Origin of the sequence: Streptomyces sp. NPDC101160, assembly GCF_044768205.1 — a bacterium.
Lineage (GTDB): Bacteria > Actinomycetota > Actinomycetes > Streptomycetales > Streptomycetaceae > Streptomyces.
In genome coordinates this window covers 129,981-143,584 of the sequence record NZ_JBIWPJ010000012.1, presented here as the reverse complement: position 1 = coordinate 143,584, position 13,604 = coordinate 129,981, and the positions used below count along the sequence as shown (strand labels likewise).

11 protein-coding genes are annotated in these 13,604 nt (G+C 72.3%); 4 read left to right on the top strand and 7 right to left on the bottom strand.

The annotated features are described in order from the left end of the window. Nucleotides 1–22 precede the first annotated feature (22 nt). Nucleotides 23–637 carry a hypothetical protein gene (locus ACIRSU_RS33555; RefSeq protein WP_403800434.1) on the bottom strand — a complete coding sequence of 205 codons (615 nt, stop codon included), beginning with the start codon at nt 635–637 and terminating at the stop codon, nt 23–25. 600 nt (nt 638–1,237) lie between these two features. Here ACIRSU_RS33555 and ACIRSU_RS33550 point away from each other — a divergent pair. Further along, entirely contained in the window at nt 1,238–1,642 is a 405-nt protein-coding gene (locus ACIRSU_RS33550) for a hypothetical protein (protein WP_403800431.1), read from the top strand. Between the two features lie 235 nt (nt 1,643–1,877). On the opposite strand, the gene ACIRSU_RS33545 is transcribed toward ACIRSU_RS33550, so the two are convergent. Further along, complete coding sequence (locus tag ACIRSU_RS33545; RefSeq protein WP_403800429.1) at nt 1,878–3,446, bottom strand: MFS transporter; 1,569 nt, start codon at nt 3,444–3,446, stop codon at nt 1,878–1,880. A 62-nt stretch (nt 3,447–3,508) separates the two neighbouring features. Between ACIRSU_RS33545 and ACIRSU_RS33540 the strand changes: the two genes are divergently transcribed. Beyond that, a complete protein-coding gene (locus ACIRSU_RS33540; protein WP_403800426.1) occupies nt 3,509–4,468 on the top strand; it encodes a helix-turn-helix transcriptional regulator in 960 nt (319 codons plus the stop codon). 129 nt (nt 4,469–4,597) lie between these two features. Here the strand turns inward: ACIRSU_RS33540 and ACIRSU_RS33535 are convergent, their stop codons facing one another. Together ACIRSU_RS33535 and ACIRSU_RS33530 are read right to left on the bottom strand one after the other, a co-directional pair. Beyond that, nucleotides 4,598–5,602 carry an RNA polymerase sigma factor RpoD/SigA gene (locus ACIRSU_RS33535; protein ID WP_403800424.1) on the bottom strand — a complete coding sequence of 335 codons (1,005 nt, stop codon included), beginning with the start codon at nt 5,600–5,602 and terminating at the stop codon, nt 4,598–4,600. Nucleotides 5,603–6,040: 438 nt separating this feature from the next. Then, nucleotides 6,041–6,832 (bottom strand): dioxygenase, encoded by a 792-nt coding sequence (locus tag ACIRSU_RS33530; RefSeq protein ID WP_403800422.1) that lies wholly within the window; start codon nt 6,830–6,832, stop codon nt 6,041–6,043. A 140-nt stretch (nt 6,833–6,972) separates the two neighbouring features. Between ACIRSU_RS33530 and ACIRSU_RS33525 the strand changes: the two genes are divergently transcribed. After that, nucleotides 6,973–7,461, top strand: coding sequence for a MarR family winged helix-turn-helix transcriptional regulator (locus tag ACIRSU_RS33525; protein ID WP_403800419.1), 489 nt, complete (start codon nt 6,973–6,975; stop codon nt 7,459–7,461). A gap of 73 nt (nt 7,462–7,534) precedes the next feature. Here ACIRSU_RS33525 and ACIRSU_RS33520 read toward each other — a convergent pair whose 3' ends face one another. Then, complete coding sequence (locus ACIRSU_RS33520; RefSeq protein WP_403800416.1) at nt 7,535–9,055, bottom strand: MFS transporter; 1,521 nt, start codon at nt 9,053–9,055, stop codon at nt 7,535–7,537. A 166-nt stretch (nt 9,056–9,221) separates the two neighbouring features. Then, nucleotides 9,222–9,827 (bottom strand): TetR/AcrR family transcriptional regulator, encoded by a 606-nt coding sequence (locus ACIRSU_RS33515; protein WP_403800597.1) that lies wholly within the window; start codon nt 9,825–9,827, stop codon nt 9,222–9,224. 496 nt (nt 9,828–10,323) lie between these two features. Here ACIRSU_RS33515 and ACIRSU_RS33510 point away from each other — a divergent pair, with 496 nt between their 5' ends. Next, entirely contained in the window at nt 10,324–11,598 is a 1,275-nt protein-coding gene (locus ACIRSU_RS33510) for a M6 family metalloprotease domain-containing protein (RefSeq protein WP_403800413.1), read from the top strand. Between the two features lie 100 nt (nt 11,599–11,698). Here ACIRSU_RS33510 and ACIRSU_RS33505 read toward each other — a convergent pair whose 3' ends face one another. Next, complete coding sequence (locus ACIRSU_RS33505; protein ID WP_403800594.1) at nt 11,699–13,477, bottom strand: class I adenylate-forming enzyme family protein; 1,779 nt, start codon at nt 13,475–13,477, stop codon at nt 11,699–11,701. Between the last annotated feature and the right edge of the window lie 127 nt (nt 13,478–13,604).

Sequence of the window (13,604 nt, the reverse complement as noted above, 5' to 3'; positions counted from 1 at the left end):
ACATCACTCGCATCACCACTCATCACTCGCGCCGGCGTGTGAACGGCCGGCGGTGGAAGGAGCATGCATGCGTCCTGATCCAAGGACTCGACCCAGGTCCAGGTCTCGGCTCGGGCCGCTGCCGCGGCGGCGCGCCTGGTTGAGCGGTGGCGGGCTCGCCTCGGTCGCGCTGGTCCTCACCGGCTTCACGCCCACGGCGGCTGCGGCCTGGGACGACCCGGTGGTCGACGACCGGGCGGGCGTCGCGGCGAGCGGCCCCATGGCGGGCGGCGGCGACGAGTGCAAGGACCGGCCGCCGCACGGCGACGGCCATGGCAAGCCACCGCACGACGACGACCATGGCCAGCCACCGCACGACGACGACCATGGCCAGCCACCGCACGGCGACGACCAGGGGCCGCCGCCGTGGGAGCAGGGCGAGGAGGAGGGCCCGCCGCCGTGGGAGCAGGGGCCGCCACCGTGGGAGCAGGGGCCGCAGCCCGGCGGCCTGCAGCAGTTCCTCGACGAGAAGATCGGCCCATGGGCCGCGGGCGGCCCGCACGTCCGTGACCTGAGCGACCTCCGCGACTTGCGCGGCCTGCGCGGCCTGCGCGACCAGCCGGGCCTGCGCGGCCTGCGCGCGCCGTCGGGCGGCCACGACCACTGCAAGACGGGCCCGACAGGACCGACAGGACCGACGGGCCCGACGGGGCCCACGGGACCGACAGGGCCGAAGGGGAACACCGGCCCCACGGGTCCGACCGGGCCGACCGGTCCGACGGGGCCGACCGGTGCGACGGGAGCCACAGGAGCCACGGGCGCGACCGGGGCGACGGGGGCGACGGGTAACACCGGACCCACTGGACCGACGGGACCGACCGGACCCACTGGACCGACCGGACCGACCGGCCCCACTGGAGCCACCGGAGCCACGGGCCCCACCGGCCCGACGGGGCCGACCGGCCCCACCGGACCGACCGGACCGACCGGAGCCACCGGCGACACAGGCCCCACTGGCCCCACCGGACCGACCGGCCCCACTGGACCGACCGGAGCCACCGGAGCCACCGGAGCCACGGGCGACACGGGTCCCACCGGCCCCACTGGACCTACGGGCCCCACTGGCCCCACCGGACCCACCGGGCCCACCGGACCGACCGGACCGACCGGACCCACCGGACCGACCGGACCGACCGGACCCACCGGACCGACCGGGCCCACCGGGCCCACCGGGCCCTGCAATGACGTGGACGCCTACGTGCCCAACAGCAGCGACGAGGTCAAGGGCGTCATCAGCGACGGGATCACCTACGCCGGCATCCGGAAGATCCACCCCAGCGTGGGCGAGTTCACCTGGTACGACCTGACCGACGGCGACCCGAAGGGCAGCTACCCGACGAACGCCTGTTCCGTCTCGGTCGGAGACCACGCCAACGGCACCTCGATCCAGGTGCTGACCACGACGGGGAAGGTGTACGAGACGGTGTGCACCGTCAATCCGAACACGGACACGCTGGCGTGCGACGAGGTCTGGACGCCGCTCACCAGTCCCTCGCCGGGTGACCTGAAGCGGCGGTTCGGTCTGAGCGGTGCCGATCCGAACCACCTGCCGAAGAAGCCGAAGGCGAACCCTAAGGAGAACCCGAAGCCGAAGCGCTCCTGACGGTCCGCGCACGGCCGAAGGGCGGTGCGGTCACCGGTGAACCGGTGGCCGCACCGCCCCTCCCCCACCCCCCGGCCCGCCACCTCTCGGCCCGTCCTCCGCGCGCTGCCACCCGTATGAGGGGGGTACGGAAGGACGGGCGTGCGGGCACACGGAAAGGGCCCTGGAGAGTCGCATCCCCAGGGCCCTTCGCCGCACTCACGTACTCCGTTCCCGTTCTCCGGGCGACGGCGGATCAGCTCGCCAGCGCGGGCTCCTTCTCGACCGTGGTCGTGCCGTCCTCCACCGACTCCTCCTCGCCGCCGCCCTCCAGGTGCTGCTTCGACTTGGCCGGGAGCGCGAACATCACCAGGAAGATGCCGGCGAGCACGGCCGCCGCCCAGCCGAGCGAGTTCTGGAACGCGTGGGTGAAGGCGGCGCTCGTCTCCGCCGGGGCCATGGCCAGGTGCTTCTCGTCGATCGTGCCGAAGAAGACCACCGACACCAGGCCCAGGCCGAGCGCGTTGCCCATCTGTCCGGTCGTGTTGATCAGGCCCGAGGCCGAGCCGGCGTGCTCGCGCGGCACCTCCGAGAGCACCGCGTCCGTCAGCGGGGCAACGATGAGGCCCATGCCCAGGCCCGTCACGACCAGCGGCGGGATCATCTGCCAGGGGTGGATGTCCGCGCCGTAGCGGCCGGCCACGAAGAAGTAGAGCAGGATGCCGGCCACCATCGTCACGGCGCCCGCCTGGAGCACCTTGCGGCCGAAGCGCGGCACCAGCTGCTGCACCGACAGACCCGCCGCCGTGGACACCGCGATGGAGAACGGCACGCCCGTCAGACCGGCCTTCAGCGGGGTCCAGCCGAGCCCGATCTGCATGTAGAGCGTCCAGACCAGGAAGAAGATGCCCATAACGACGCCGAAGGTCAGCTGGACGGCGATGCCGGCCGCGAAGGACTTCACCTTGAACAGCGACAGCTCGACGAGCGGCGAGCCGTCCTTGCGCGCCTTGTACCTCTCGTACGCGACGAGGGCGGCGAACACGACGAGGCTGCCGGCCATCATCAGGTGGCCCCAGAGCGGCCAGCCCAGCTCGCGGCCACGGGTCAGCGGGTAGATCAGCATCAGCAGCGCGACGGTCACCAGGAGCACGCCGACCAGGTCGAGTCGGAGCGCCTTCGGGGCCTTGGACTCGGTGATGAAGCGGCGGCCCAGGATGATGGCGGCGACGCCGACCGGCAGGTTGATGAGGAAGATCGGGCGCCACTCCAGGCCCGCGATGTTCCACTGGGTGAGCAGCGCGCCGAGCAGCGGACCGGAGACCGCGCCCAGGCCGATGATCGCGCCGAACATGCCGAAGACCTTGCCGCGCTCGTGCGCCGGGAAGGTGACGTGCACGATCGACAGGACCTGCGGCACCATCAGCGCCGCCGCCGCACCCTGGAGGAGGCGGGAGCCGACCAGCATCTCCTGGTTCGCTGCGACGCCGCAGAGCGCGGAGGCGAGGGTGAAGCCGGCCGTGCCGGTGAGGAAGAGGCGCTTGCGGCCGTAGATGTCACCGAGCCGCCCGCCGGTGATCAGACCGGCTGCGAACGCGAGCGCGTAGCCGGCGGTGATCCACTGGATCGCGCCGAAGGAGGCGCTGAGGTCCCGCTCGATGCTGGGGATCGCGATGTTGACGATCGTGGCGTCGACCAGGTCCATGAAGGCGGCGGTCATGACGATGGCGAGGGCTATCCAGCGCCTTCTGTCAGCGGCGTCGGCCGCGTCCGCGGCTTCCGGGGCCGCGACCGGAGCGGAGGGGACGGCGTCGTGTGAACTCATACGAGAAAAGTAGAAGCCATATAGGACAGCTCATGTCCTAGTTGGGCCACATCCTGGTAAACATGACGGACACCCCGGCACGACTCCTGAATCTGCTGTCGCTGCTCCAGACCCCGCGCGAGTGGCCCGGGCGCGAGCTCGCCGAACGGCTCTCGGTCTCGCCGCGCACGATCCGGCGGGACGTCGACCGGCTGCGCGAGCTGGGCTATCCGGTCGAGGCGACCAAGGGCGCGGTGGGCGGCTACCGCCTCGTCGCCGGTACGGCGATGCCGCCGCTCCTCCTCGACGACGAGGAGGCCGTGGCCATCGCGGTCGGACTGCGGGCCGGCGCCGGGCACGCCATCGAGGGCGTCGAGGAGGCGTCCGTACGGGCCCTGGCGAAGCTGGAGCAGGTGCTGCCGTCACGGCTACGGCACCGGGTCTCCACCCTCCAGAACGCGACGATCCCACTCACGCGCGGCGACGGCGCCACCGTCACGCCGCAGACCCTGACCGCGCTCGCCGGGGCGGTGACCGGGCAGGAGCGGCTGCGGTTCGGCTACCGGGCGGGCGACGGCGCGGAGACGAAGCGGCTCGTGGAGCCGTACCGGCTGGTGTCGACGGGGCGGCGCTGGTACCTCGTCGCCTACGACCTGGGGCGCGAGGACTGGCGCACCTTCCGCGTCGACCGGGTCAGCGACCCCTTCCCGACGGGTGCGCGCTTCTCGCCGCGCGAGCTGCCGGCCGGCGACGCGGCCGCGTACATGACCCGGTCCATGTCCCGCGCCCAGCCCGAGGTGGACCTCGACGTCACCTTCGACGCCCCGGCCGAGTTCGTGGCGGCGCGGCTGCCCGCGCACCTGGCCCCGACGGCCACCGGTCCGGACAGCTGCCGGCTGCGGACCCGTACGACCGACTCGACCGAGTGGCTCGCGGTGCGCTTCGCCATGGTCGACGCGCCGTTCACCATCCACGGCCCGGAGCCGCTGCTCGCGTACGCGGCGGAGCTGGGCGCGCGCCTGGGCGCGGCGACACGCGGCTAGGGCTCCCTGCCCGGCCGTGACCTCCGGCCGTGATATCCGGCCGTAATTCGCCGGACAGGCCCGACGGGCCCTGCGGGCCCCGCCCCCGGGGCCCGCACGCCCTGGTCGTAACGGCCGGTGCGGCCTGCCTTACGCCACCGCGTCGAAGCCGGTGTCGCGCGCCATCTTCTTCAGTTCGAGCAGCGCGTGCTTCTCGATCTGGCGGATGCGCTCGCGCGTGAGGCCGTGCTCCTTGCCGACCTCCGTCAGCGTGCGCTCGCGGCCGTCCTCGATGCCGTAACGCATGCGGATGATGGAGGCGGTGCGGTGGTCGAGCTTGTCGATGAGGTCGTCGAGCTCCTCGCTGCGCAGCAGGGTGAGGACGGACTGCTCGGGCGAGATCGCGGAGGTGTCCTCCAGGAGGTCGCCGAACTGGGTCTCGCCCTCGTCGTCGACCGACATGTTGAGGGAGACCGGGTCGCGCGCCCAGTCCATGACGTCCGTGATCCGCTCGGGGGTCGATCCGAGCTCCTCCGCGATCTCGGCGGGCTCGGGATCGCGGCCGTGCTCGCGGTTGAACTCGCGCTGGACGCGACGGATCCGGCCGAGCTCCTCCACCAGGTGGACGGGGAGCCGGATGGTGCGGGACTGGTCGGCTATGGAGCGGGTGATGGCCTGGCGGATCCACCACGTGGCGTACGTGGAGAACTTGAAGCCCTTCGCGTAGTCGAACTTCTCGACCGCGCGCACCAGGCCCGCGTTCCCCTCCTGGATCAGGTCGAGCAGGGGCAGCCCGCTGCGCGGGTAGCGCCGGGCCACGGCCACGACGAGCCGCAGGTTGGACTTGATGAAGAGGTCCTTCGCCCGCTCGCCCTCGGCGACCAGCGCCTCCAGCTCCAGACGGGAGGCTCCGCCCTCGCTTTCCACCTCGCCGTCGAGGATCTGCTGGGCGTAGACACCCGCCTCGATCGTCTGGGAGAGCTCGACCTCCTTGGCGGCGTCGAGCAGGGGCGTACGCGCGATCTCGTCCAGGTACATGCCGACCAGGTCGCGGTCGGCGATCTCCCCGCCCACGGCGCGAACTGCCCGGCTGCCTCCGCCCGCGGAACTGCTCGCGGTGGACGACGGACGACGGGCGACGGCACGGGTTGCCATGCGTGCTCCCTTGCTGAGTAGGTCGCGACACCCTCTCGGGTGCCCTGCATCCGACGGAAACAACGACTGGAATCAGGACAGAATTCCCACCCGGCACATGGATTTTCGCGATCATGCAGTATCCTGCGCCGCCCGCGGGCTTCCGAGGGTGCGGGACGCCGGACCCGGGATCCCACGGACCCGCAGGTCAGACCGTGCGCGGCCGGCGATCCGGAGCCCCTCGCCGAGCTCCGCACGCCCGCCCGCGAGCGTCCGCGTGAGACCGCCGTCACATGTGGCCCGTTCCCGCCCTTCACACCGGAGCGGCGGCTTCCTCGGCTCCGCTCCGCCCCTGAAGACGCACCCCGCAGCCGCCAGGTTGCCGACCCGCGCGACCTTCCGACCTGCGCGACCTCCGGACCCACCGACCCGCCGACCTGCGGGCCTGCGGGCCCCGGCCTACCCGAACTGCACCGACCGCTTCGCCAGTCCCATCCAGAACCCGTCGATCACACTGCGCTCCGCGTCCAGGTCGCCGGCCGCGTCCGCCGCGCCCATCGTGACGAAGAGCGGGGCGAAGTGCTCGGTGCGCGGGTGGGCGAGGCGGCCGGCCGGGGACTTGCGCTCGAAGTCGAGGAGGGCGTCGACGTCACGGGCGGCGAGCGCCTCGTGCCCCCACGCGTCGAACTCGGCCGACCAGCCCGGCACGCCGCCGCCGGTGTGCCGCAGGGCGGCCAGGTTGTGGGTGAAGAAGCCGCTGCCGACGATCAGCACGCCCTCGTCGCGCAGCGGGGCGAGCCTGCGGCCGATGTCCATCAGGCGGCGCGGGTCGAGGGTGGGCATCGAGATCTGGAGGACGGGGATGTCGGCGCCGGGGTACATCTCGACGAGCGGCACGTACGCGCCGTGGTCGAGCCCGCGGTCCGGGATGTCCTGGACGGGCGTGCCGGGCGCGCGGAGCAGCTTGCGCACGGACTCGGCGAGCTCGGGCGCACCGGGTGCCGCGTACTGGACCCGGTAGTAGTGCTCGGGGAAGCCCCAGAAGTCGTAGACGAGCGGCACGGTCTCTGTCGCGCCGAGGGCCAGCGGGGCCTCCTCCCAGTGCGCGGAGACCATGAGGATCGCCTTGGGCCGGGGCAGGCCGGCGGACCAGGCGGCGAGCTCGCCCGGCCAGACCGGGTCGTCGGCGAGCGGCGGGGCGCCGTGCGACAGGTAGAGGGCCGGCATTCGTTCAAGCGTGGCGTCGTCCATGGCGTCCGCCTCCTTCACCGCGACTCTGGCGTGTCTTTCCTTGAAGCTCCCGCACTTCCTTGAAGTTTCAAGCTCCAAGCTCGCGCCCAGCTTAGACCAGATCTAGTTCAACTTTCAAGGATTGGTCGTACCATGGCTTCATGACCGAACCCCGCTGGCTCAGCGACGAGGAGCAGCGCACCTGGCGCGCCTACCTCCACGCCACCACCCTCCTGGAGGACCATCTCGACCGCCAGTTGCAGCGTGATGCCGGGATGCCCCACATCTACTACGGGCTGCTCGTCCAGCTCTCCCAGGCGCCGCGCCGCCGGATGCGCATGACCGAGCTGGCCAAGGACGCCAAGATCACCCGCTCCCGGCTCTCGCACGCCGTCGCCCGGCTGGAGAAGAGCGGCTGGGTCGCGCGCGAGGAGTGCCCCTCCGACAAGCGCGGCCAGTTCGCCACGCTGACGGACGAGGGCTACGAGGTGCTGCGCCGCACCGCGCCCGGCCATGTCGGCGCCGTACGGCAGGCGCTCTTCGACCGGCTCACCCCGGAGCAGGTCGAGCAGCTCGGCGCGATCATGCGGACGGTCTCCGAAGGCCTCCAGCCCACGGACCCGAACGCGGATCTGCCCTGGCTCCGCTGAGCGAGAACGCCGAGCGGAACCAGGGCAGAGGGATGCCGGAAGAGGTGGAGAGGTGGAGAGGTGGAGCCGGGGCTCAGTGCGCGATGACCGGGATCTTCACCTCGTCCTCCACGGCTGAACCGGAGCCGGCCACGACACCGCCGCCTGGCTTCCCGGTGGTGATGAAGGTCAGCGCGATGGTCGCGGAGACGACCAGGATGCCGACCGCCCACCAGATGGCGGCCGAGTAGCCCTCGACCATGCCCTGGAGCTGCAGCAGCTTCTGCGCCGACGGGGTGGTCGCGCCGGCCACGTGGTCCGCTATGTACGCGGTGGTGGCGGAGGCGGCGATGGTGTTCAGCAGGGCCGTACCGATGGCGCCGCCGACCTGCTGTGAGGTGTTGACCATCGCGGAGGCCACACCGGCGTCCCGCGGGTCCACGCCGAGCGTCGCCAGGGACATCGCCGGCATGAACGCCGTACCCATGCCGAGGCCGAGCAGCAGCTGCGCCGGCAGGATCAGCCCGGCGTACGACGAACCGACCTCCAGCTGCGTGAGCAGCAGCATGCCGGCCGCGGCGGTCAGGAAGCCCGGCCCCATCAGCCAGCGCGGCGGGACCCGGGTCATCAGCCGCGTACCGATCTGCGTGGAACCGGTGATCATGCCCGCGATCATCGGCAGGAACGCGAAGCCCGTCTTGACCGGCGAGTACCCCTTCACGACCTGGAGGTAGTAGGTCAGGAACAGGAACAGGCCGAACATCGCGATGACGGCGAGACCGAGGGACAGGTACACACCGCCGCGGTTGCGGTCGGTGACGACGCGCAGCGGCAGCAGCGGGGACTTCACCCGGGCCTCGACGAGGGCGAAGGTCGCGAGCAGCAGGACCGAGGCGACGAACAGGCCGATGGTCACCGGGGCCGTCCAGCCGTCGGACTCGGCGCGCGTGAAGCCGTAGACCAGGGACACCAGACCGAGGGTGGACAGGACCACGCCCGGCAGGTCGAGCGCGGAGCGGTTGCGGCCGCCGGCCGGCTCACGGATCACGAAGAAGGCACCGGCCGCCGCGATGATCGCGAACGGGATGTTGACGAAGAACGTCCAGCGCCAGTTCAGGTACTCGGTGAGGAAGCCACCGAGGATCAGGCCCACCGCGCCACCGCCACCGGCGATCGCACCGTAGATGCCGAACGCCTTGGCGCGCTCCTTGGCGTCGGTGAACATCACCGCGAGCAGGGACAGCGCCGACGGCGCGAGCAGCGCGCCGAACGCACCCTGCAGCGCGCGGGCGCCGAGCATCATCGCCTCGCCGGTCGCGGCGCCACCGAGGGCGGAAGCCGCGGCGAAGCCGATCAGACCGACCACGAAGGTCCGCTTACGGCCCCACAGGTCGGCGACCCGGCCGCCGAAGAGCAGCAGACCGCCGAAGGCTAGCGCGTAGGCCGTGATGACCCACTGCCGGTTGCCGTCGGATATCCCGAGGTCGTGCTGGGCGGAGGGCAGCGCGATGTTCACGATCGTCGCGTCGAGCACGACCATCAGCTGGGCGAGGGCGATGAAGAGCAGGGCTCTCCAGCGGCTCGGGTCGGCCTGGGTCTGGGCGATTTTTGACATGGGGGTAGCCACCTCTTGGCGCAGAACGGTGAAAAAGGACTTAAGTGAGAGGGAGGAGAGGGCAGGGGAAGGAGGGCGAGGGAGGGTAGGAAGTTGAGGGGAGGGAAAGGGAAAGGGAAGTCAGGGAGTCACGAGGCGGAGGGCGGCCGGTGTCGGCGGCCGGCTGTCACCCGCGGGCGGCGCAGCTGTTCCTCAGGTCCTCCAGGGTCGCGGCGACACCGGGGAGTTCGGAGCGCACGGGCGCCTCCAGACCGTCCAGGAACACCTGCAGGTGGCGATGGACGAACCGGTCCATGTTCAGACAGGCCGTGCCGGGCAGCGGCCGGGTCAGCTGGGAGACCGCCACCATCAGGTCACCGACGCCCACGTCGGCCCGGAGCCGGCCGGCCTCCTGCGCCCGGTCGACGAGGCCCTGCACGGCCTCCTCCAGGTGGGTGCGCTCGGCCACGAGGTCCGGGTGGTCCTTGTCGAAGGCGCCGTCGAGCATCGGACACAGGGCGCCGACCCGCTCGTCGGCGGCGGCATGCGTGAAGCGGCGGAGGGCGGCGAAGGTGTCGCTCTCCTCCTCCCCCGCCTCCCGGGCCCGCTCGGCTATCCGCGCCATGGAGGAGACGACGACCTCGCGGACGAGGTCGGAGCGCTCGGGGAAGTTGCGGTACAGCGTGGCGTTGCCGACGCCGGCGCGGCGGGCTATCTCGTCGAGCGGCACCTGGGCGCCGAACTCGACGAACATCTCGCGCGCCGCCGTCACGATCCGCTCGCGGTTGCGCAGCGCGTCCGCGCGGGGGCGGGGGACGCGACGCGCGGGCGCGGCGTCGGCGTCAGCCGTGGCGCGCTCGCCGGTGACCGCGGCGCGAACGGTGTCAGCCGTGCCAGCGGAGCGAGCGGTGCGAGCGGAGCGAGCCGTGCCAGCGGAACCAGCGGAGCCAGCTGAGCGAGCCGTGCCGGCGGAGCCAGCCATGTCAGCGGAGCCAGCCGTGTCAGCGGCGTCAGCCCTGTCAGCGGTGTCAGCGGTGCTGATGCTCACTGCCGTACCTCTCCCAAGTGATCCGGGGATCGAGTCCCCACTTCGTCGAACACAGGCATAAACGGGGAACGGATCCCCGGTTATTTCCCCGCTCGCTTGTGACCTGCGTCACATCCCCCGGTCGGCCCACCCGACGCGCGCGCCCCGACCACCCGCCACAGGCTGATCGCACTGACGGAGCTGACTGAGAGAGCTGACTGACAGAACTGGCGGAGCTGACGGAGCTCGGAGAGGCGACCGCATGCAGGAGACGCCCCGGCGGATACGCAGACCCATCGCCCTGGCCGCGGCGGCCGTCCTCGCGATCGCCGTGCTGGCAACGGCCAGCACGACCCTCCCCGGCCCGGCCCCCGCCTCCGCGGGCCCCGTGGCCAACGGGGCCGGGAAGGCGCCGCTGAAGCCGTGCCGGATCGCCACGACGATGGGTGTGCAGATGTCGGAGGGAGTCCCCACCACCCCTGGGTACGCCCGCTCCACCGGCGTGATCCGGGCGCTCAACCTGATGGTCGACTTCCCGGACACCCCCGGGCAGGGCACGGCCATGAGCCGCTTCCGCGAGTTCTTCCCGCGGACGTCCGACTGGTTCCGCGTCAGCTCGTACGGCCGCCTCCAGTACCGCCCCGAGACCCCGATACCCGACTGGCTGCGGATGCCGCGCCCCTTCTCCTCGTACGGCGTCGAGCGCGGCTCACCGTACGAACCGGGCTACCGCAAGCTCGTCGAGGACATCGTGAAAGCCGCCGACGCGCGCGTCGACTTCAGCGCGTACGACCTGGTCAACGTCCTCGTCACGCCGAACGCCGGCCCCTCCGCGCTCGACACCGTCCTGTCCGTGACCTTCTCCGGCAACGACGACGCGCCCTACGCGGACGGCGTCCCGCTCTCCAACACGTCCTTCGTCTACAGCCGCCAGGACGACGGCTCGGGCAGCTACGCCGACACCGGCTACCGGGTGCTGCCGCACGAGAACGGTCATGTCTTCGGACTCCCCGACCTCTACACCTCGGACGGCGGCGGCACGGTCGGGCACTGGGACATCATGTCCGAGGACTGGGGGGCCAACAACGACCTGCTCGGCTGGCACAAGTGGAAGCTCGGCTGGCTCGACGACGACCAGGTCGGCTGCGCCTCCCGGCCCGGCGACTTCGAGTACACGCTGACCCCGCTGGCCGTCACCGGCGGCCCCAAGCTCGCCTTCGTCCCGTTCTCCGGCACCTCCGGCTACGCCGTCGAGGTCCGCACCCGCGAGGGCAACGACGAGGCCGTCTGCAAGCCCGGCGTCCTCGTCTACCGCGTCGACACGGACGTCGACACCGGGCACGGCCCGATCACCGTGACCGACAGCGACCAGGAGAGCGGCGGCTGCACCCGGCGCCCCAACGTCCAGGCGGAGCTGTCGGACGCCCCGTACGCGCCCGGCGAGTCCTTCACCGACCGGGCCAACGGCATCCGGATCACCGTCCTCGACGAGGACCCGGCGACGGGTGCCTACCGGATCCGCGTGTCCCGGAGCTGACCGCCCGCTCGGGCCCCGCCCGGCCCCCGCTTGGTCCCTGCTCGGTCCTGGAGCCGACCGCCGACCGCCGACTGCCGTCCACGTCCCCGGAGCTGACCACTCACGCCGTCCCGGAGCTGACCCCGGCCACGTCCCCGAGCTCACCGCCGACCACGTCCCCGGGCTGACCGGCGACCACGTCCCTGAGCTGACCGGCGACCACGTCCCTGAGCTCGTGCTTGAGGACCTTCCCGGCCGCGTTGCGCGGCAGTGCCGTGTCCCGTACGACGAGATGCGCGGGCACCTTGAACGCGGCGAGCCGCGTCCCCACGTACGCCCGCAGCTCCGCCGCTCCGACCGTCGCCCCGGCCGTAGCGCCAACTATCGTCCCGGCCGCCGCGCCCACGCTCGCCCCGGCCTCGGCGCCGACCGTCCCGCCCGCCAGCGGGAGCGTGCGGAGCCGGACCAGGGCGGCGACCTCCTCGCCGAGGACGGGATGCGGGACGCCGAGGACGGCGGCCTCGACGACGTCCGGGTGGTCCTGGAGCACGCCCTCGACCTCGACGCAGTACACGTTCTCGCCGCCCCGGATCACCATGTCCTTGAGCCGGTCGACGATCGTCACCAGGCCGCCGTCACCGATCCGCGCCAGGTCGCCCGTACGGAACCAGCCGTCCGCGGTGAACGCCTCCCGGGTGGCGGCCTCGTCGCGCCAGTAGCCGCGTACGAGCGCCTGACCGCGCAGCCACAGTTCGCCGACGCCGTCCGCGTCCGGCCGCTCGACCCGTACCTCGGTGGCGGGCGTGGGCCAGCCCACGCTGCCAGGGTGGGCGCGGTACTCGGCGCCGAAGTTCGCGAGGACACCGCCGCAGGTCTCGGTGAGGCCGTAGCCGTTGCGCGGCTCGATCCGCTCCCCGTACGCGGCGGCGATCCGCGCGGCGAGCCCGGGCGGGGCCGCCGCTCCCCCGGTGTTGAACATCGTGACCGACTCCAGCGGGTCGCCGGTGCGTTCGGCGAGGTCGAGCAGTTGGAGCGCGGTGGTGGGGACGCCCGCGTAGTGGGTGACGCGGTGGGTCCGGATCAGCTCCAGGGCCTTCACCGGGTCCCACTTGCGCATCAGGATGAGGGTGCCGCCCGCCGCCATGACCGAGTAGAAGGAGGTGAAGGCGGCGACGTGGAAGAAGGGGTACGTGCTGAGCGAGACCGGCACGGGCCCGGCGCCCGGCCGCGCCCCGCGGCGGAGGGCGGAGGCGGCGGCGAAGTAGCCGGGGTTCATGGCCGCGCCCGCCTGCGCGAGGTGGGTTGCGACGGCGCCCTTGGGGCGGCCGGTGGTGCCCGAGGTGTAGATGATCGTGGCGTCGTGTTCGGGCAGGACGTCGACGGGCGGGGGCCCGAGGAGCGGGTCGGTGTCGGGGACGTACGCCTCGAAGCCCTCGACCCGCTCCCCGCCCTCGCCGTGGAAGACGATGCCGGGTACGGCGTGGGCGCAGGCCCAGGCGGCGACGCGCGGCACCCGTTCGCCGTCCACGAGCAGCACGCGGGGCGCGCAGTCGTCGAGCGCGTATGCGAGCTCCTCCTCGGTCCACCAGGCGTTGAGCGGTACGGCGACGAGGCCGGCGAGCTGGGCGGCCCAGAAGGCGGTCTGCCACTCGGGGTGGTTGCGCATCGCGACGACGACCCGGTCGCCGGGGCGCAGCCCGTACTCGCCGACGAGCCGACGGGCGAGGCCGCAGGCGGCGTCGAAGAAGGCGCGGTAGCTCGTCGTCTCCCCGTTCTCGGCTACGAGGAAGGGCCGGTCGCCGAAGGCCCAGGTGGCCTCGACGAAGTCGCGGAGGGTGCGGGGGCCGGAGGCGTAGACGCCGTACTCGTCGACGGCGAAGGGCGCGCCGGGACCGGACAGGAGGGGGTGGAGGTACGGGTGGGGGTGCTGGTCGGCGTGGGGGTGCTGGTCGGGGTGGGGATGGCCGGGCGACCGCAGGTGAAGGGCGGCGGAGGTGGGCGAGGCGGCGGCCGGCCGGTCCTGGTCG

What these genes read in the sequence shown, in the direction of transcription:
- ACIRSU_RS33530 (WP_403800422.1), bottom strand. Translation starts at nt 6,832, where the DNA reads ATGGACGACGCCACGCTTGAACGAATGCCGGCCCTCTACCTGTCGCAC.
- ACIRSU_RS33540 (WP_403800426.1), top strand. Translation starts at nt 3,509, where the DNA reads ATGACGGACACCCCGGCACGACTCCTGAATCTGCTGTCGCTGCTCCAG.
- ACIRSU_RS33545 (WP_403800429.1), bottom strand. Translation starts at nt 3,446, where the DNA reads ATGAGTTCACACGACGCCGTCCCCTCCGCTCCGGTCGCGGCCCCGGAA.
- ACIRSU_RS33520 (WP_403800416.1), bottom strand. Translation starts at nt 9,055, where the DNA reads ATGTCAAAAATCGCCCAGACCCAGGCCGACCCGAGCCGCTGGAGAGCC.
- ACIRSU_RS33525 (WP_403800419.1), top strand. Translation starts at nt 6,973, where the DNA reads ATGACCGAACCCCGCTGGCTCAGCGACGAGGAGCAGCGCACCTGGCGC.
- ACIRSU_RS33535 (WP_403800424.1), bottom strand. Translation starts at nt 5,602, where the DNA reads ATGGCAACCCGTGCCGTCGCCCGTCGTCCGTCGTCCACCGCGAGCAGT.
- ACIRSU_RS33510 (WP_403800413.1), top strand. Translation starts at nt 10,324, where the DNA reads ATGCAGGAGACGCCCCGGCGGATACGCAGACCCATCGCCCTGGCCGCG.